Source organism: Shewanella sp. 10N.286.51.B7, from assembly GCF_002873615.1.
GTDB lineage: Bacteria > Pseudomonadota > Gammaproteobacteria > Enterobacterales > Shewanellaceae > Shewanella > Shewanella electrodiphila.
Genome location: NZ_MCUF01000022.1, coordinates 13,510 through 31,862 on the forward strand (window position 1 = coordinate 13,510; position 18,353 = coordinate 31,862).

Here is an 18,353-nt window from a genome sequence, read left to right on the forward strand (position 1 = left end):
AAAGCCAATGATAGCAATCAGCTGTCATTGGCTTTTTTATTGCTCCAGTAAATTCACTAGCTCTTGTTCATATTGAGAAGTCTGCTCCAAATTAAACCCAGTATGTTGCTGCACGAGTTCTCCTTGGCGATTGAAGATAAAGCTACTTGGCATCCCTTTTAAGCCAAATAGTCTTGCGACTTCACTTTCGGGATCATAACGAATCGTAAATTGTGCTGGTAACTGTTCTAAAAATACTTGGGCTAATTCGACTTCAACATCTAAATTAATCGCCACAACAGCTAAGCCTTGCTGCTGATATTGCTCATGCATTTGATTCATCCATGGAAATGATTTTCTACATGGCCCACACCAAGATGACCAAAAATCCACATAAACGACTTTGCCTTTAAACTCGCTCAAGCTAACCTTATTACCTTCTACATCCTCCACAAGATGATTTAATGAGGGCGCCGCTGATGCTATTAATGGCGCAATCAACAGCAATATTCCGATTATCATTTTCATCGTTCACTCCTACATCCTACATCCTACATCCAACCCACATCCTTATTAATGCCAGTATCTTATAACTAAACTGATGACCATGTTACGTTTATCGGACACTATAAGGATCAGTATATTGCCTATTTGGACTTAACTATAATTTATGTTCGGGCATAAAAAAGCCTGCATATTGCAGGCTTTTTAAGTGATAGTCAGTTAATACGATTAACTTTTCTCAGTGCTTTCCGATTCAGCTTCAGGCGGTTTATAGCCTTTACGCTCTTTTTTACTGAATATTCTCTCAACCACCACGAAGAACAGCGGGATTAAGAAGATACCAATAAAGGTTGAGCTCATCATGCCACCTAGTACACCAGTACCAAGTGCATTCTTACTACCAGAACCAACACCAGTACTGATTGCCAGTGGAACAACACCTAAACCAAATGCTAATGATGTCATCAAGATTGGACGCAAACGTACACGAACCGCATGCAATGTTGCCTCAATCAATCCTGCGCCTTTGTCGTAGAATTCTTTAGCAAATTCTACAATTAAGATCGCATTCTTGGTCGCAAGCCCCACTGTCGTCAGTAGGCCTACTTGGAAGAATACATCGTTCGGTAATCCACGACCGTTCATCGCTAATAATGCCCCGATAACTCCTAAAGGTACTACCAAGATAACCGCAAAGGGTACTGACCAACTTTCATATAGCGCCGCAAGTACTAAGAATACGACCAAAATGGATAAGGCATATAACGCAGGAGCTTGGTTGCCTGACAATCTTTCTTCATAAGATAGACCGTTCCACTCAATGCCGAATCCTGGTGGTAACTGCTTCACCATTTCCTCGAAATCATTCATAGCGTCACCAGTACTGTATCCAGGCATAGTGGCACCTTGAATATTGATTGCTGGTAAACCATTAAAACGTTGTAACTGAGGTGAACCAAACTCCCAAGTACCTGTGGTAAAGGCTGAGAAAGGTACCATTTCACCTTCTGAATTACGTACATACCAGCTATCTAAATCGCTAGGCTGCATACGGTATTCAGCTTCACCTTGAACGTATACTTTCTTCACTCGGCCACGGTCGATGAAATCATTGACGTATGAACCACCATAAGCGGTTGCCAGTACGCTGTTGACGTTATCAATATCGACACCTAAAGCGCGGATTTTGGCTTGATCAACATGGATTTCATACATCGGGGCGTCTTCTTGTCCATTTGGACGAACCCCCACAAGGTTTGGATTTTGCGCTGCCATACCCAGCAGTTGGTTACGCGCTGCCACTAAGGCCTCGTGTCCTTGACCACCGCGATCTTGCAGATACATATCGAAACCATTCGATGTACCTAATTCGATTACCGCGGGCGGCACAAAGGCAAACACCAATGCCTCTTTCATTTGCATGAAGCGACCCATAGCACGGTTAGACAATGATTGAACATCTTGCCCTTCACCACGCTCGGCCCAGTCTTCAAGACCTACGAAAGCAATACCCATGTTTTGACCAGAACCCGCAAAACTGAAACCAGCTACGCTAAATACAGATTTAACGGTATCGCCTTCTTCATTAAGGTAATAGTCACTGACTTCTTCAAGCACTTTAATGGTACTTTCTTGCGTCGAGTTAGTCGGCAAAATAGCTTGAGTAAATAAGATACCTTGGTCTTCATCAGGCAAGAATGCCGTTGGCATACGCATGAATATCCATGCCGTAGCAATCACAAGTACAAGATATACACCCATCATGCGAACGGTACGTTTCAGGATAGCTGCAACGCTGGCTTCATAACGCGATGTTAACTTGTCAAAGCTGCGGTTAAACCAACCGAAGAAGCCTTTATTCGTGTGAGTATGGCCTTTTGGAATAGGCTTAAGCATGGTGGCACAAAGTGCTGGAGTTAAGATCATTGCAATCAATACAGATAATGCCATCGCTGACACAATCGTAATCGAGAACTGACGGTAAATAACACCCGTTGAGCCTGACATAAATGCCATTGGAACAAATACAGCCGATAAGGTTAAACCAATACCAATTAGTGCACCGGTGATCTGGTCCATCGATTTTCGGGTAGCTTCGAGTGGACTGAGCCCCTCTTCGGACATGACCCGCTCGACGTTTTCCACCACCACGATGGCATCATCCACCAGTAGACCGATGGCCAGTACCATTGCAAACATGGTCAAGGTATTAATCGAGAAACCTGTCGCTGATAAAATCGCGAAAGTACCAAGTAATACAACAGGAACCGCAATCGTCGGAATAAGCGTTGCTCTGAAGTTCTGCAGGAACAGATACATAATCAAGAACACTAAAACAACCGCTTCAATCAGCGTATGTACAACACCCTCAATTGATTTCTCAACGAATGGTGTCGTGTCATATGGATAGTAAATTTCTAAACTATCAGGGAAGTAAGTTTTTAATTCATCTAACTTTTCACGGACATTCTTAGCAGTATCTAGCGCGTTAGCACCAGTTGCTAGCTGAACACCAACACCTGATGCAGGCTTACCATTATAAAATGATTCAACAGAATAACTTTCAGACCCTAGCTCAACACGAGCAACATCATTCAGGTAAACATTCGCGCCTGATGGGTCAGACTTAAGAATAATCTCGCGGAATTGCTCAGGCGTTTGTAGACGACTTTGCGCTGTTACTGTTGCATTTAACTCTTGACCTGCAACCGATGGCGCACCACCTAATTGACCCGCTGAAACTTGAGCATTTTGCTCTTGAATCGCAGCCATGACATCAATACTGGTCAGGTTATATTGGGTAAGTTTAAGCGGGTCTAGCCATATACGCATTGCATACTGGGCACCAAATAACTGGATTTCACCTACGCCAGGTACACGGCTTAATGGATCTTGAATGTTGGCAGCAACATAATCCGCGATGTCGCCTTTTTCTAAAGAGCCATCTTCAGATACAAATGCTGCAACCATCAAGAAGCCAGCACTTGATTTAACAACGTTAACCCCTTGAGACTGCACTTCTTGAGGTAACAAAGTCATCGCTGCTTGCAGCTTATTTTGCACCTGTACTTGGGCAATATCAGGGTCTGCTTCAGCATTAAACGTTAAGGTAATAGTCGCATTACCGAAACTGTCACTGCTTGAAGCAATGTAGCGCAGATGGTCAATACCTGTCATACGCTGCTCAATAACCTGAGTTACTGTATCTTCCATGGTCTTTGCAGACGCACCTGGATAAAACGCAGTAATCTCTACGGTTGGTGGCGCAATACTTGGGTATTGTGCAACTGGAAGGTCTTTAATTGCTAAGACACCTGCCAGCATGATTAAGATTGAAATCACCCATGCAAAAATAGGGCGATCGATAAAGAAACGAGCCATAACGTTACCCTATTTAGTTTCAGTGGTTGCTTTAGTCGCTGACAATACTTGTGGAGTTACTTCCGATCCGTGGCGAATTTTTTGTAAGCCTTCAACAATCAATTTATCGCCAGTTTTCAAACCTTCAGTGATACGCCATTGGTGATTAATCACTTCAGCAGTTGTCACAACACGCGTTTCAACTTTATTGCCTTCACCAACAACCATCGCCACTGCTTCGCCTTTGGTATTACGTGAAATGGCTTTTTGCGGAACTAAAATCGCTTTAGGATCTTGACCAGCATTCAAAATCGCACGTACATACATACCAGGCAGCAACACACCATCAGGGTTAGGGAATTCAGCACGTAAGGTCACTGAACCTGTTGCTTCATCAACACTGACTTCAGCAAACTGTAACGTACCGATCTGCTCGTAAGTGCTGCCATCTTCAAGAATAAGCTTTACTTCGGCATTTTCACTTTGCTGTAATTTACCTGCTTTCAGCTTTGCTTTTAAACGAAGTAACTGGGCACTTGATTGAGCGATATCAACATTAATTGGATCAAGTTTCTGAATTTTAGCTAAAATCGTTGATTGGTTAGCTGTAACCAATGCACCAGGAGTCACACTTGATTTACCGATGCGGCCAGAAATAGGCGCTTTAACTTCTGTATATTCAAGGTTAATGTTGGCAGTGTTAATCGCAGCTTTGGCCACTGTCACATTCGCAATCGCTTCTTTATAAGCGGCATCTGCTTCATCAAAGTCTTGCTTACTAATGGCATTGGTTTGCACAAGTGCAGCATAACGATCAGCCGTTGCTTTTGCTGAACCTAAAGCTGCATTGGCGCTTGCTAAGTCAGCTTCTGCACTGATTAACGCAGCTTTATATGTTGCTGAGTCAATTTGATACAGTGATTGACCGGCTTCAACATCTTTGCCTTCAACAAAACCACGATTAGTGATAATGCCAGATACCTGCGGACGTACTTCAGCTTCTAAAAAAGCACGACTACGACCAGGTAGCTCAACTTGAATAGCTTGAGATTGCTCAGTCACACTCAACACTCCAACTGGAACGGGAGGTGCTTTTTGCTGGGTTTGAGCCTTATCGGCTTGACCACAAGCGGTAATCCATAAAGCCGCAGTGATTACTGAGGCTATTTTCAGTGCTTTGTGCATGACTGTTCTTACTCCTAATGACATCATCAGTAACCATTCGCTTCATTGCGTAACAGTTGCTAAATAGCGATATTCCTAACGTTTTAATTTACTTACTTTTTGATGGGCACTGTTATCGCACACCCATATAAACTCAACAACCATTTAAAATATTATAAATTGTAAACAAATAATAAACTTAGCTGACTTGTTTCGGGTTTGTTAACTAATTTGTGTCAACAAAAAATACAACCCCTCTATGTTACAAAAACGTTACATTGAAACGGGTTATAAAAACACCAATATACAACATAACGTTAAAATAAATGCATATGAAATAGTATATTGTTTGGTTTAATTTAGGTTAAACCAGATATTTTCCTATTTTCTTACAAAAATTTACTGTGACTGCAAAACCAACTCTTCATTGGCAAGCATCTCACGCCACCACCGTGATTTAACTGTAGGCGCTTTCAAGCTAATCGCCTCACCAAACACAGGAGTAATCACATTTACATTGGCTTTTTCACCTAATGCCACAATACGCTCCAATGGTTCAAACCAATCATGTAATGCTAAATCAAAGGTGCCATTATGAATTGGTAACATGGCTTTTTGATTAAACAGTTCGCCATTTAAATCAATGTGCGCCTGTAAACTTTGTTCAGGAAGCATATGGATCTCACTCCACATTTCATTATAGGCACCCGTTTCAATCATGGTGAGATCAAATGGTCCGTATCTTTCACCGATTTCCTTGAAACCAGAAAAATAACCACCGTCACCACTAAAAAATAGCTTACTTTGCTGACCTTGGATCACCCAACTCGCCCATAAAGTCGCATCTCGATCAAATAGCCCGCGCCCAGAAAAATGCTGAGCTGGTGTGGCGACTAAGGTTAACTCACCTAACGTCAACTCATCCCACCAAGCTAACTGTGTCACTTTGCTTGGTTCAATACCCCACTCAATTAAGTGATCGCCAACTTTTTGGGGCGTCACAAAATGCTCAACCTTATCTTCAAGTGCAATCACGGCTGCTTTATCAAGATGATCATAATGGTCATGACTAATAATGACCGTCTTTATAGGGGGTAATAGTTCAATATTTATCGGAGACTGATGAAAACGTTTTGGCCCCGCCCATTGAACAGGTGATGCCCTTTGACTAAACACCGGATCTAAAAGGATATATTCACCATCAAGGCGAATAAGTATGGTGGAATGGCCAAGTCTAAAAATTTCATCTTCTGTAGAAAAACTTAAACTAACAGCAGTCATAGGTTTGACTGGTACGTCTACTTCTGGGACTGGATGCAATCTTTTAGTGGTCATATAGCTTTTAGCAATACTCCATATATCACTTAAACCTGACTGGTACTGAATATCGCTATTTTGGTATTTAGGTGTCTCTGTTTTATCAGCACCCAAAAATGACTTAATTGACAACCCCATCACTACGACCCCTATCAAGACAAGTAAATATTTCATTCATACCACCAAAAAGTAAACTACACGGTGCAGTTTATTAAACTTATATTGAAAAGTAAACTGCTCAGTGTAGAATATCCCGCAGAAGATGATTTGAGACCTAACGATGACCACTGAAAAAATGACCTTAAGCCAAAAAAAGCGCATCGCGATTATTGAGGCAGCCAAAATCACCTTTACTGAATTTGGTGTAGCAGCAACAAGCATGGATAAATTAGCGGAAGTCGCCAAAGTATCTAAGCGCACGGTTTACAATCATTTTGAAACTAAAGAAGCCATTGTCATGACATTAATGGCTGATCTGTGGGAACGTTCAATCAATCATAATGTCGCTAAATATCAGCTTGATGTTCCGCTACACCAGCAGTTAACGGACTTAGTACTCACTGAGATTAACTTCATCAACAGTAATGAATATATCGAGTTAACGCGCATGGCAATGGGACACTTTTTTTATTGTCCGCAAGAAATGAACCAAGAACTGATGCGAGTTAAAAATCAGGAAGGGGCGACTTTACGCTGGATAAGAGCGGCAATGGCAGATGGTAAACTCGAGATAAAAGATGAGAATGTTGCTTTAATGCAAATTCACAGCCTGATTAAAGGACCATGCTTTTGGCCTCAAGTGCTGCAATTTTCAAAACAACTCACTGAGGCAGAGCTGCACGAAATAGCGTCAGAAGTCGCATTGATGTTTTTATGTCGCTATGAAACGAAAACCAGTTAAACCCAATTAAACTCGGTTATCACCTACACTCAGCGAAATAATCCGACTAATGTGTGCAAGGCTTAAGCCTGATTCTTGCTGCCAATGATTAAAAGCGGCTTGCGCTTGGCGTAAAGCCGTTTGTGACGTAAATCCAGCATCAACAACCTGAGTTGCTTTAAGGTATGACTGTACGTCATTGGTCAATAAAAACGTATCTTTACCAACATTGCGTAAAAAGTATGGCCCAGTATTCCCGCCTAAACGGCTACCTTTCTTTTTTAGAGCTTGCCACAGACCAGTAATATCCTCTTCAGGCCAGTTAGCAATAAACTCCGCAAAGCTACCGTGTTCCGCAGCAATTTGTTGGATCATATAAGCATTATCGACAATCGACTGGGTTTTCTTTTGATGACGAATGAGTGTCGCATCTGATGCTCTTTGCTGGATTTGATCCGGTGACAACATCAATACTTTGAGTGGCTCAAAGTCAAAGAAGGCTTTTTCGTACGCTGGCCATTTATTTTCAACAACCCGCCATACAAAACCACTCTGAAACACTTGCTTGCTCATCGCTGATAACAACTGAGCATCAGAAAACTGTCCAATTTCGTCGGCTTCTAAGGTGTGTGGCATCAATAAGCCTAACGATTTAGCACCGCCTTTTCGCTCAGCTGCACGATCAAAAATATCATTAAACTTCTCTAATGTTGCCACAGTCATTCCAGTCAATGTTGAGCCTAAATACCTATCATAAACTTTATGATGCTAAACTCAATTTAGGCGCTTGATTTTGTTCTTTCTTCACCTGTAAAAACGCTTTCCACTTAACTAATTCAGGTGGCATTTCAGGAGTGGGGCCTTCATAACCTGCCGCGGCCACTAATTCAGTAATAGGCACTTGTTTACCCTTACACACAAATACACCACGAACATGCATGATGCAGTGCAAACCTCTAGCAGTGACAAAGCGCTGCTCGATATAAAAGTATTTTTCATCCCAGCTGACAATTCTGGTTTCAATCTCAAACTTTTCCATCGGCTTAATGTCGCGGAAAAAAGTAAATTCCGACGCATTCACGATGGGTAGCCATTTCAGCTTTAATAGTTTTTTCATGATGCCCATTTCGGCAATCATATGGGTACGCGCGAGATCCATAAACGCTGGATAGCGGGAGTTGGTTAAATGCATATTGATATCGCAATCAAGTGGCCATGCACGGTAACTAATACGGCTGATATCTAAAAAGCCGATTTTTTTGGCTTTGCGATTACGCCAAAACATTAACCATATTAGACGGAAATATAAATTCATATACTACTACTCCTTTTGAGCGCATCAGGCTATCAGAGGTCATACCAGCTATCAAGTCCGTCACCTAAATTAACAAATCATAAAATAGAACATCTTATTACGAATTGAGCCCTGAAAAGTTCACCTGCCAGAGTTGAATAAATAATTACCATCTCTGTGAGCATTAGCACTTTTTTATCGCTACATTTTGGCTTACCATGACGGCGCTGTTTAATGCATAGGGCGTTAAGCAGATTATTTTAATTCTCAGGGCGGGGCGAAATTCCCCACCGGCGGTGATGCTATTTTACCTATATGTAGAGTTAGCTAAGCCCGCGAGCGCTCGATTTTTCGAGGTCAGCAGATTTGGTGACTGAAGTGTAATACTTCATATTCCAGAGCCGACGGTTATAGTCCGGATGAGAGAGAATAGAAATACACCAGTGAGCCCAGGGTCTGTTGATCTTTCAAGGTTGTTTTTGCAGCGAGTTGTTGGCCATTTATACAAGGCAGAGACTTTGTAGTGTAGTTATTCTACATAAAAAATCGATAACGCAGTAAAAATGACCAACAAACGCTGCCCAAGGGGTTCGACTAAAAGCGTTTTACTCTTTGTTGGATGAATTTTGCTTAGATAACTAGGCATCAACTCATCCGCCTCGATTAAAACGCTTTTATTTCGAACAAAACTTAACCAGAAAAGAACAACAGACCCTAGCTTACTGGTGTATTTCGTTTGGCGTAAAAACCCTCTTTAAAGCCCTGATTCTGGTATTTTTTAGGAGTTAACCATGAATCAGCTATCACTACTTGCGCCTTTTGGCGATCCTCTAGAACGTGTTGAAAAAGCCTTAGCTGCCTTAAGACAAGGTAATGGCGTATTGTTACTCGATGATGAAGATCGAGAAAACGAAGGCGATATTATCTATTCAGCTGAGCATCTTACCAGTCAGCAAATGGCATTAATGATCCGCGAATGCAGCGGTATCGTGTGTTTATGCTTAACGGATGCACAAGCGAGCAAACTTGAATTACCGCCAATGGTTGCAGATAACAATAGCGCCAATCAAACCGCATTTACGGTATCAATTGAAGCTAAAGAAGGCGTCACGACTGGCGTTTCAGCAGCCGATCGCGTGACAACAATCAAAACGGCTACTGCGGCAAATGCTAAAGCATCAGATTTAGCAAGACCAGGACATGTGTTCCCATTACGCGCTCGCGCAGGTGGTGTGCTCACTCGCCGTGGTCATACCGAAGGCACAGTAGATTTAATGCAAATGGCAGGTTTACAGCCTTATGGCGTATTGTGTGAAGTCACTAACGAAGATGGCACGATGGCAAAAGCGCCTGAAATTGTCGCATTTGGCTTAAAGCACAATATGCCAGTGCTCACCATTGAAGACATGGTGATGTACCGTCAGCAATATGACCTTAAATTAGCTTAACTTTAATCGAGTTAAGTTTGATATCGGCCTGCTTTAAAAGGTGGTCGGAATTAACTTTAAGCAACATAATGCAGATAAAAATAAACGGTATAGCGTAAATACGCTGTACCGTTTTTTATTATTTCAGACGATATGATTTATCAGAAATTAAGCTCCGTATACACAAACAACATATTTAAAGCTCGGCTATAAAGGCCTGATATTGCTGCAAGGTCTTTTTGCTATCTAACATACCTTGATGACCCACATTAGGCACCATTATCAGTTGTTTTTGAACAGACTGACTAGCAGCAAAGAGTTTCTCAGATAACTCTGGCGGCACCTCTTCGTCATTTTCACCCGCAATAACTAATAACGGCCCTTGATAATGCTTAGCCACCACTTGTTCATTGTCTATATTACGGAAACCTTGTGGCATTTCTAAGCTCATAAAAGGTGACATGTACCATGGTGTTTTTTCATCGACCCAGTCATCGGCATTTGTTGCAGAACCTTGTAATACCAATCCTGCAATCTTGTTGTTTTTTGCTAAATCTGCGGCAATAAAACTACCCAATGAATAGCCGTGAATAATCACGTTGTCTGGCTGATATTGTTGATGTAAATAATCTAGCTGCAGTTGCGCATCAGCAACAAGGTTGTAAATTCTGGGCTGACCTTCACTCGCACCGAGTCCGCGTCTATCAACGATTAGAATGTCAGTATTTAATGTCGATAACCTTGTTAGCGTATTAAGGGTATGAGGCTCGATTTTCATGCCATTACCTTGAAAGAACATAATGGTGGTTTTGCTATTAGGGTTATCAATATAAAAGCCATGTAAACGGGCTTGCTCGCTGGCGTCTAAGCTTATTGGGTTAATGGTATTTTTAGGCATAACTTGTTGTAACTGCTGAGTAAACTCAGCGGTAAAAGGGGTGACGGAATCATCGCTGGCAATGAAAGTGTCTTCACTTAATCTAACCGTACAGGCTGTTGTCATAAGAACTGCTGCCGCAATAATGACAATAGACACTCTGTTTACTGAATTGTGCATACTATTTTCCTTAATAAAAAAACATGCTTACGTTTCGTCCTGATACACCAAAATATCGCCGGGCGAACATTGTAAGTGATGACAAATTGCGTCCAGCGTTGAAAAGCGAATAGCCTTAGCGCGGCCACTGCGTAATACCGATAAATTTTGCGGGGTAATACCTACAAGTTCAGCCAACTGCGTTGACTTCATTTTCCGTTTTGCCAACATGACATCTAGTTCAATAATGATGGCCATTAAATGGTTAATTCCGCTTCTGCTTGCAACTCTACAGCTTGCTTCATTACCCAACCGATACAGTAAAAAATCAGTCCAAATAACGCATATTCGAGTTCTTGACTGCCTAATGTAAAATATCCTGGCACCCCATCGGCGAGATCGGTTACATGAATGAAATAGGCCACCAGCATGGGGTAAAAAAGGCTGACAAAAATCCACACTAAAAAGACTTGAGCAATACGAGTTAAACAGCGGAAATTAGCTGAAGTGAATACCTGCCCCTGCTGATAAAGGCTAAACAGTTGGAACAAGAAATAGTAAATGAATAAATAAGGCAATATTTCAACGCTGCCTAATATGATGCCAGGATGTAATCCTGCCGAGTATAAATTCTCTGCGAGTGCTTGCCATGAAGACTCAAAACTGACACTTAAGAAACTACTGAAATATCCCCACCAGTCAATACTCATTGCGTATTCACCATCACGATATTCGCCACTAAACATCACAGCAATATAACTGCCTAATTGCATCAATGAGAGCAACAGCAACAATCCTTTTATCCATTTACTTAAGCGATTAATTCTATCCATGATTCACTTTAGGGCTAACTAATGTTTAAACCCAAACTAGCGGATTGGTTATATAACAGCAATAAGTTATCGATAAACGATAATCAATTCAGTCTAAAGGTTTACTAAAGGTGATCGCACGATGGCAAAAGCGACTGAAATCAGTCGCTTTTTCATTGAAATGGTATTCATGTTGGGGGTTACAAATCAATATAAAGTTGATTTAGTAAGGTTTTAATCTGCTGGTCATTCTCTTCAAACTTAATCCCTACATTGACCTTGCCGTCTTCAAATCGGCTATTACAAACTTTAGCAGGAATGCTAATTCCTTCGTCATTTGGATTGCGGATCATCACTATGATGTCCTTCTGACTCACTTTTAGGTTAGGGTTATCTGTTTTAAAAACAAAGCCACAGCCTTTAGGCGAAATATCCGAAATAATGCCCTTTAATTGAGTGCCACGACTGGCATCATTTTCGTCTTTCGCTTGAATCGCGGCGGGCAAATGAGTGACATATCGTTGGTGAGTACGTAATTGCCGATTCTCAATTTGCTTCGGATATGAAAGGAAGATCAGCTTTTCAGGTAATTTGGTAATATTGCGGATGTTTGACTTGAATGCGTAACACTCGCCCTGCTGACCTTCTAACAAGTAGCGCACCACCACGCCATTACCTTCAACAAACACATCGCTGTAGTTATTCATCTGCTGCGGTGCGGGATGCTTTAAGATGATGTACTTTCCTAACTCATAACCTACTAATGTTGCTTTGGTTCTAAATTTCACAGGAAAATCAATCTGCAAATCAACCGTTCGCCCTGGCGATAGGTTAAAAAAGATTTGTTGTTCTGGTGATGGCTGTTCGTTCAAAATAGAGTCCATTCAAATCATTCGATTATTTATTCGATATTATTTATTCGATATTATTTATTCGATAGTATTAGTTCTATCGTAATTTTTATCGTAGCTTCCATCATAGTAATGTAACTTTCACGATAAAATAAGTTTATTTTGCAACCCAACTAGCTGCGATGAAATAAAAATAATAAAAGGCACCCTAGGGCGCCTCTTCATTTTTAGCATTTCTTAATACGTATAAATGGCTTACACGTAAAATAAGAGTAAATGCAACTTAGGCATTGATCCCAGAGTGACGCAATAATGCATCTGTATTAGGCTCACGACCCATAAAGCGCACAAATAAAGTCATTGGTTCTTCACTGCCGCCCATTTCTAGGATGTTATTCAAGAAGCTTTTACCCGTTTCAGGATTAAAAATACCTTCATCCTCAAAACGAGAAAATGCATCAGCTGACAGCACTTCTGCCCACTTGTAACTGTAATAGCCTGCGGCATATCCACCAGCAAAAATGTGTGCAAAACCATGTTGGAAACGATTGAACTCAGGAGGTACATTCACCGCAACCTGGCTACGTACTTCATCCAAAATGCCTTGAATATCAGCGCCCTTTTCAGCATCAAACTCATGATGCATTCTGAAATCAAACAGTGAGAATTCAAGCTGGCGCAACATCATCATGCCTGACTGGAAATTCTTTGCTGCTAGCATCTTATCTAACAAGGCTTTTGGTAACTGTTCGCCGGTTTCAAAGTGACCAGAAATTTCAGCCAGTGCCTCTTCTTGCCAACACCAGTTTTCCATAAACTGACTTGGTAGCTCAACGGCATCCCAAGGTACGCCGTTAATGCCAGCAACACCGCCGACTTCAATTTGCGTCAACATATGGTGAATACCATGACCAAATTCATGGAATAAAGTGGTGACTTCATCATGGGTAAACAACGCGGGTTTACCATCGACTGGACCATTAAAGTTACACGTTAAGTAAGCAACGGGTTTTTGAAGACCAGAACTTGTTACACGACGGCCTCGACAATCATCCATCCATGCGCCGCCACGTTTGCCGCTGCGGGCGTACAAATCTAAATAGAAGCTACCACGGTGAACCTTGTCAGCATCATAAATCTGGAAGAAGCGTACATCGTTATGCCAAGTATCCACGTCTTTTTGTTCTTCAATGCTCAAGCCGAATAAGCGTGACACGGTATAAAACAAACCTGATAAGACTTTGTCTTCAGGAAAATATGGACGCAGTAATTCTTGAGAGACTTCATATTTGTGCTGCTGTAATTTTTCAGCATAAAAACTTAAATCCCATGAAGCCATTTCAGTGACATCAAAGTGCTCTTTAGCAAAGGCTTTCAGTTCAGCGAGTTCTGCCTTTCCTTGCTCTTTTGAACGTAATGCTAATTCATTTAAGAATGATAAAACTTGGCTTGGGTTGTTGGCCATTTTAGTTGCCAAAGACTTATCTGCGTAGCTATCGAACCCAAGCAATTGCGCAAGCTCATGGCGTAAGGCCAAAATCTCATCCATATTGGCACTGTTATCAAACTCACCCGCATTCGGGCCTTGGTCTGATGCGCGAGTAACGAAAGCACGGTAGCACTCTTCACGCAACTCACGGTTTTCGCTGTAAGTCATTACTGGTAAATAGGAAGGGAAATCCAGCGTGAATAACCAACCTTGCTGCTGTTTATCCTCAGCCATTGCCTTTGCTGCAGCAATTGCTGAATCAGGTAATCCAGCCAATGCTGCCTCATCAGTGATCAATTTAGACCATGCTTCTGTCGCATCTAATAGTTGGTTTGAAAAGCTGCTAGTTAATTCCGATAAGCGTTTTACAATCTCACCATAACGTACTTTTTGCTCATCATTCAAACCAATGCCTGACAATTCAAAGTCACGTAAGCTTTGAGTTAATAAGGTTTTTTGCGGGGTCGTCAGTTGTTCAAAATCTGCAGATTCTTGAATCGATTTATACGCTTGGTATAAACCTTCATGTTGACCAACGAACGTGCCGTACTCAGACAATAATGGTAAGCAAGCATCGTGTGCTTCGCGCCATTCATCTGTACTTGTCACTGAATTCATATGTGAAACTGGAGACCAAATTTTACTTAAGCGGTCATCGACTTCTTCAAGTGGCTCAATCAAGTTTTCCCAAGTGTATTGGTCAGTACTTGCCAATACTTGTTCAATTTTACTACGACAATCGGCAATCGCTTGCTCAACAGCTGGCTGAATATGCTCTGCTTTAATGGCTGAAAACTGCGGCAGTTCGCTTTGTTTAAGCAAAGGATTATCTAGCAATGGGTTGCTCATAGGTGATTCCTCGGGAAATAGGGTAATAATTGCCTGTTACACATTAATAAGGGCTCAAGTGATTGAATTCAAGTCTAGCTCTTTATTGAAGTAAGAATTAGCCCTCTGTTTAAATGGCATTGATTGGCATAAACATGGCTAATTTTTCTTCTACCTGAAAATAACCTTAAAAAATGTGATGTATCATTCATATTCATTTACTCATAATTTACATATCAATTATTGACAAGCTGATCGCAAATCTAACTCATTATCATTTTTAGCCCGTTAAGTTGATGTATTCTTGACTCATCTACTGACACTATTGAGAAACGTTACTGATATGAAAGTAAACATAACCCCTTTGTTCTTATCAATAATGACGATTACCGCTCTTTGCTCTTCCCATGCTAAAGCAGAAGATCTTGAGTTTGCTTTTAATGCGGGCTGGGATTCTAAGTATGTGTCAGAAGGTAGAAATAATTTAGACAGTGGTGGCATATATCAAGCTGGAGCGGCGGTGACATCTGGTGATTTAACCACTTATGCCACTATGGTCAGGGGTGACTCTGAACATTACATCGAATGGAATTTTGGTCTTGAGTACGCTTTACACCTACATGAAGATATTGAGACAGTAATAGGTTACCAACGTTTAGAGTTTTATGGTGATGAACGCAGCTCAGACAATGAAGTCTTTGCCGTCATAGCCTACACCGGTGTCGACTGGTTGATCCCATCAGTTGCGTATACCTATGCAACAGAAGCTGGAGGATATTTTGTCGAGGTCAGCTTACATAGCCCTTGGCAATTGACAGAGCAGTTCACAGTAACCCCATATATTACTCAGGGCTTTGATTTTCAATATGCGACTGAAGAACACAATGGTGCCAACCATTTCCAAATGGGCGTTGAAGCAAGTTATGAACTCTCAAGCAATATCGCCGTCAGTGCTCACTTTAGTCACTCCATTGCTATGGACGATATCAAAGAACAAGCAAAAGTTGAGGGCCTTAGCGGTAGTTTAGATGAAAGTTACGCTGGCATTCATTTAACTTGGCGCTTTTAACTTCCATCACCCTCTCCCTCAAACTGGCATTAATACGCATCGCCTTCTAAGCTCAGTGGGCTAAGCCTGTTTGTTTTTACATTGCAAACAAGGCGTAAACTCACCAAGCAAAGGAATGCTTATGACATATTCAAAAGGATACTTGTGCCTCATTATCTGTGCTTTTTTCAGCTCAGCCACTCAAGCCAGTGACTTATCAACACTCACTAAAGCTAAAACGCAAACAGGAACGCAAACCAAAACAAGTTCAACGCCCCCAAAGCCAATCCCCATGGGCATGGTGCTCGACCATCAAGGTCAGCCTATCTCGCTGCCACCAGAACAAGGCTCGCTAAACTTTTCATCCACAGATATGCTCCGAGATGAATCCATTGCCCCTTATAATAAGCCCCAAATAACAGGTAAACCTGAGCCAACAAAACTGAGCGCCAGCTCAGGAAAAACTGCTAATGACCCGAGTTGCCGCTGGCTTGGCAACCGCATAAAGCAGTTATCGAATCAACTCAAACACCATGATCAGGCGGCATACCTGCAAACTGAATTGTCACATCGTGAGACAGAATGGCAATGCATGGATTGTGAAGGCGAAGGTCCTTCACAAGGGCAACAAGCTGAATGTCAGTACCGCCGCTAATGATCAACTCATCATTTAACACAGAGCTTTGCAGTCTTACTCACTGCAAAGTCATGATTGTTTGTATCTGTATTGTGACTCTGTCTTAAACTGAGTGTCAGCAATTCGCTGCAATAAATTCCCCGACTTTACGGTCTTTGAAACTAGCTTGTGATTGCATTCCACCCTACAATGGCTGCAATTAAATCATTCAAACTCAAATAAACACTTATTAAAGTCAGGCTGTAATTAATTGATAGCTTGGCAGAAGTAATAAATAGAGAGGGTTAACATGGCTCAACATTTTGACTATATCTGCCTAGGTGCAGGTAGTGGTGGTATCGCTTCTGGTAATCGCGCGGCTATGCGTGGCGCAAAAGTATTGGTTATTGAAGCTAAGCACGTTGGCGGCACTTGCGTAAACGTGGGCTGTGTACCGAAAAAAGTCATGTGGTATGGCGCTCATGTAGCCGAAGCAATGCATTTATTTGCTAAAGATTATGGTTTTGACGTCACCGTTAATAACTTTAACTGGAATACCTTAGTCGATAACCGTGAAGCTTATATCAGCCGCATCCATGATGCGTACGGCCGTGGCTTTGCAAGTAACAACGTCACTCTACTGAACGGTTACGGTAAATTCGTCAATAGCAATACTATTGAAGTCGATGGCGAGCATTACACTGCCGATCATATTCTTATTGCCACAGGCGGCGCGCCAACGATTCCAAATATTCTAGGCGCAGAGTACGGTATCGACTCTGACGGTTTCTTCGCGCTACGCGAACAACCTAAACGTGTCGCTGTAGTTGGTGCTGGTTACATTGCTGTAGAGCTTGCTGGTGTATTGCATGCCCTAGGCAGCGAAACCCATTTGTTAGTCCGTAAGCATGCTCCACTTCGTAATTTTGACCCAATTTTAACTGACACTTTAGTTGAAGCCATGGAAATCAATGGCCCAACGCTGCACACTCACAGCATTCCAAAAGCAGTAGTGAAAAATGCAGACGACAGCTTAACTCTTGAGCTTGAAAACGGTGAAAGCATCACTGTCGATACGCTGATTTGGGCAATTGGTCGCTCACCTTCAACGGGTAATATCGGCTTAGAAAACACCGACGTTAAGCTTAACGCTAAAGGTTATGTTGTCACTGATGAGCAGCAAAATACCACAGCAAAAGGCATTTACTGTGTTGGCGACATTATGGAAGGCGGCGTAGAGCTGACCCCTGTTGCGGTTAAAGCTGGGCGTCTACTGTCTGAGCGTTTATTTGGCAATATGCCAAACGCTAAAATGGATTACAGTGTCATTCCAACTGTCGTATTCAGTCACCCACCAATTGGCACTATGGGCTTAACTGAACCAGAAGCGGCTGAACAGTTCGGCGAAGATAACATTAAAGTGTACACATCTGGATTCACCTCTATGTACACCGCAATTACCGCTCATCGTGAAGCCTGTAAAATGAAGTTAATCTGTGCTGGCGAAAATGAAGTGGTTGTCGGTATTCATGGTATTGGTTTTGGCATGGATGAAATCCTCCAAGGCTTTGGTGTTGCGATGAAGATGGGTGCAACAAAAGCTGACTTTGATGCTGTTGTCGCGATTCACCCGACCGGCGCTGAAGAATTTGTTACCATGCGATAAAGATTGAGATAAATATTGAGATAATGAGTGCGATAGCACTTCAACCTCATTCTTCATCTTGAATAAAAAAGCCGCTTAATAG

General features: G+C 41.9%; 16 protein-coding genes, 1 pseudogene and 1 riboswitch. Of the genes and pseudogenes, 5 read left to right on the forward strand and 12 right to left on the reverse strand.

The features are described from left to right. Positions 1-36 precede the first annotated feature (36 nt). From BCU84_RS04895 to BCU84_RS04910, 4 genes are all read right to left on the reverse strand, one after another. Positions 37-507 (reverse strand): TlpA disulfide reductase family protein, encoded by a 471-nt coding sequence (locus BCU84_RS04895; RefSeq protein WP_102526979.1) that lies wholly within the window; start codon positions 505-507, stop codon positions 37-39. 204 nt (positions 508-711) lie between these two features. Further along, a complete protein-coding gene (locus BCU84_RS04900; RefSeq protein WP_102526980.1) occupies positions 712-3,864 on the reverse strand; it encodes an efflux RND transporter permease subunit in 3,153 nt (1,050 codons plus the stop codon). Between the two features lie 9 nt (positions 3,865-3,873). After that, entirely contained in the window at positions 3,874-5,028 is a 1,155-nt protein-coding gene (locus BCU84_RS04905; protein ID WP_102526981.1) for an efflux RND transporter periplasmic adaptor subunit, read from the reverse strand. 378 nt (positions 5,029-5,406) lie between these two features. Further along, positions 5,407-6,498 carry an MBL fold metallo-hydrolase gene (locus tag BCU84_RS04910; RefSeq protein ID WP_102526982.1) on the reverse strand — a complete coding sequence of 364 codons (1,092 nt, stop codon included), beginning with the start codon at positions 6,496-6,498 and terminating at the stop codon, positions 5,407-5,409. A gap of 106 nt (positions 6,499-6,604) precedes the next feature. Between BCU84_RS04910 and BCU84_RS04915 the strand changes: the two genes are divergently transcribed. Then, a complete protein-coding gene (locus BCU84_RS04915; protein ID WP_102526983.1) occupies positions 6,605-7,225 on the forward strand; it encodes a TetR/AcrR family transcriptional regulator in 621 nt (206 codons plus the stop codon). A 6-nt stretch (positions 7,226-7,231) separates the two neighbouring features. Here the strand turns inward: BCU84_RS04915 and BCU84_RS04920 are convergent, their stop codons facing one another. The 3 genes and pseudogenes from BCU84_RS04920 to BCU84_RS20955 all read right to left on the reverse strand — a co-directional run. Next, positions 7,232-7,921 (reverse strand): DNA-3-methyladenine glycosylase I, encoded by a 690-nt coding sequence (locus tag BCU84_RS04920; protein ID WP_102527048.1) that lies wholly within the window; start codon positions 7,919-7,921, stop codon positions 7,232-7,234. Between the two features lie 43 nt (positions 7,922-7,964). After that, the gene (locus tag BCU84_RS04925; protein ID WP_102526984.1) at positions 7,965-8,519 is read right to left on the reverse strand and encodes a thioesterase family protein; all 555 of its coding nucleotides are present in this window, start codon (positions 8,517-8,519) and stop codon (positions 7,965-7,967) included. 238 nt (positions 8,520-8,757) lie between these two features. Next, positions 8,758-8,933, forward strand: a riboswitch (FMN riboswitch). A 16-nt stretch (positions 8,934-8,949) separates the two neighbouring features. Next, positions 8,950-9,144: pseudogene (locus BCU84_RS20955) on the reverse strand (hypothetical protein); the annotation flags it as partial. A 145-nt stretch (positions 9,145-9,289) separates the two neighbouring features. Between BCU84_RS20955 and ribB the strand changes: the two are divergent. Further along, positions 9,290-9,946: a 3,4-dihydroxy-2-butanone-4-phosphate synthase gene (gene ribB, locus BCU84_RS04930; protein ID WP_102526985.1), complete on the forward strand. Its 657-nt coding sequence runs from the start codon at positions 9,290-9,292 to the stop codon at positions 9,944-9,946. Positions 9,947-10,121: 175 nt separating this feature from the next. Here ribB and BCU84_RS04935 read toward each other — a convergent pair whose 3' ends face one another. The 5 genes from BCU84_RS04935 to prlC form a co-directional block, all read right to left on the reverse strand. Then, on the reverse strand, positions 10,122-10,982 hold the full coding sequence (locus BCU84_RS04935) for an alpha/beta fold hydrolase (protein WP_102526986.1): 861 nt from the start codon (positions 10,980-10,982) through the stop codon (positions 10,122-10,124). A 27-nt stretch (positions 10,983-11,009) separates the two neighbouring features. Beyond that, the gene (locus tag BCU84_RS04940) at positions 11,010-11,219 is read right to left on the reverse strand and encodes a helix-turn-helix transcriptional regulator (RefSeq protein WP_102526987.1); all 210 of its coding nucleotides are present in this window, start codon (positions 11,217-11,219) and stop codon (positions 11,010-11,012) included. Next, complete coding sequence (locus BCU84_RS04945; protein ID WP_102526988.1) at positions 11,219-11,794, reverse strand: DUF2975 domain-containing protein; 576 nt, start codon at positions 11,792-11,794, stop codon at positions 11,219-11,221. Before BCU84_RS04945 ends, BCU84_RS04940 begins: the two co-directional genes overlap by 1 nt. Before the next feature lie 179 nt (positions 11,795-11,973). After that, on the reverse strand, positions 11,974-12,657 hold the full coding sequence (locus BCU84_RS04950; protein ID WP_102526989.1) for a flagellar brake protein: 684 nt from the start codon (positions 12,655-12,657) through the stop codon (positions 11,974-11,976). 250 nt (positions 12,658-12,907) lie between these two features. Beyond that, complete coding sequence (prlC, locus tag BCU84_RS04955; RefSeq protein ID WP_102526990.1) at positions 12,908-14,962, reverse strand: oligopeptidase A; 2,055 nt, start codon at positions 14,960-14,962, stop codon at positions 12,908-12,910. Positions 14,963-15,284: 322 nt separating this feature from the next. On the opposite strand from prlC, the gene BCU84_RS04960 reads away from it, so the two are divergent. The 3 genes from BCU84_RS04960 to gorA all read left to right on the forward strand — a co-directional run bounded on the left by BCU84_RS04960 (position 15,285) and on the right by gorA (position 18,271). Next, positions 15,285-16,010 (forward strand): hypothetical protein, encoded by a 726-nt coding sequence (locus BCU84_RS04960; RefSeq protein ID WP_102526991.1) that lies wholly within the window; start codon positions 15,285-15,287, stop codon positions 16,008-16,010. A gap of 121 nt (positions 16,011-16,131) precedes the next feature. Further along, positions 16,132-16,644 (forward strand): hypothetical protein, encoded by a 513-nt coding sequence (locus tag BCU84_RS04965; protein ID WP_102526992.1) that lies wholly within the window; start codon positions 16,132-16,134, stop codon positions 16,642-16,644. Positions 16,645-16,915: 271 nt separating this feature from the next. Further along, entirely contained in the window at positions 16,916-18,271 is a 1,356-nt protein-coding gene (gorA, locus tag BCU84_RS04970) for a glutathione-disulfide reductase (RefSeq protein ID WP_102526993.1), read from the forward strand. Positions 18,272-18,353: the final 82 nt, after the last annotated feature.

Excerpts from the sequence above, each read along its gene's own strand:
- BCU84_RS04895 (WP_102526979.1), bottom strand. The coding sequence starts at position 507 with ATGAAAATGATAATCGGAATATTGCTGTTGATTGCGCCATTAATAGCA.
- BCU84_RS04900 (WP_102526980.1), bottom strand. The coding sequence starts at position 3,864 with ATGGCTCGTTTCTTTATCGATCGCCCTATTTTTGCATGGGTGATTTCA.
- BCU84_RS04905 (WP_102526981.1), bottom strand. The coding sequence starts at position 5,028 with ATGCACAAAGCACTGAAAATAGCCTCAGTAATCACTGCGGCTTTATGG.
- BCU84_RS04910 (WP_102526982.1), bottom strand. The coding sequence starts at position 6,498 with ATGAAATATTTACTTGTCTTGATAGGGGTCGTAGTGATGGGGTTGTCA.
- BCU84_RS04915 (WP_102526983.1), top strand. The coding sequence starts at position 6,605 with ATGACCACTGAAAAAATGACCTTAAGCCAAAAAAAGCGCATCGCGATT.
- BCU84_RS04925 (WP_102526984.1), bottom strand. The coding sequence starts at position 8,519 with ATGAATTTATATTTCCGTCTAATATGGTTAATGTTTTGGCGTAATCGC.
- ribB (WP_102526985.1), top strand. The coding sequence starts at position 9,290 with ATGAATCAGCTATCACTACTTGCGCCTTTTGGCGATCCTCTAGAACGT.
- BCU84_RS04935 (WP_102526986.1), bottom strand. The coding sequence starts at position 10,982 with ATGCACAATTCAGTAAACAGAGTGTCTATTGTCATTATTGCGGCAGCA.
- BCU84_RS04940 (WP_102526987.1), bottom strand. The coding sequence starts at position 11,219 with ATGGCCATCATTATTGAACTAGATGTCATGTTGGCAAAACGGAAAATG.
- BCU84_RS04945 (WP_102526988.1), bottom strand. The coding sequence starts at position 11,794 with ATGGATAGAATTAATCGCTTAAGTAAATGGATAAAAGGATTGTTGCTG.
- BCU84_RS04950 (WP_102526989.1), bottom strand. The coding sequence starts at position 12,657 with ATGGACTCTATTTTGAACGAACAGCCATCACCAGAACAACAAATCTTT.
- prlC (WP_102526990.1), bottom strand. The coding sequence starts at position 14,962 with ATGAGCAACCCATTGCTAGATAATCCTTTGCTTAAACAAAGCGAACTG.
- BCU84_RS04960 (WP_102526991.1), top strand. The coding sequence starts at position 15,285 with ATGAAAGTAAACATAACCCCTTTGTTCTTATCAATAATGACGATTACC.
- BCU84_RS04965 (WP_102526992.1), top strand. The coding sequence starts at position 16,132 with ATGACATATTCAAAAGGATACTTGTGCCTCATTATCTGTGCTTTTTTC.
- gorA (WP_102526993.1), top strand. The coding sequence starts at position 16,916 with ATGGCTCAACATTTTGACTATATCTGCCTAGGTGCAGGTAGTGGTGGT.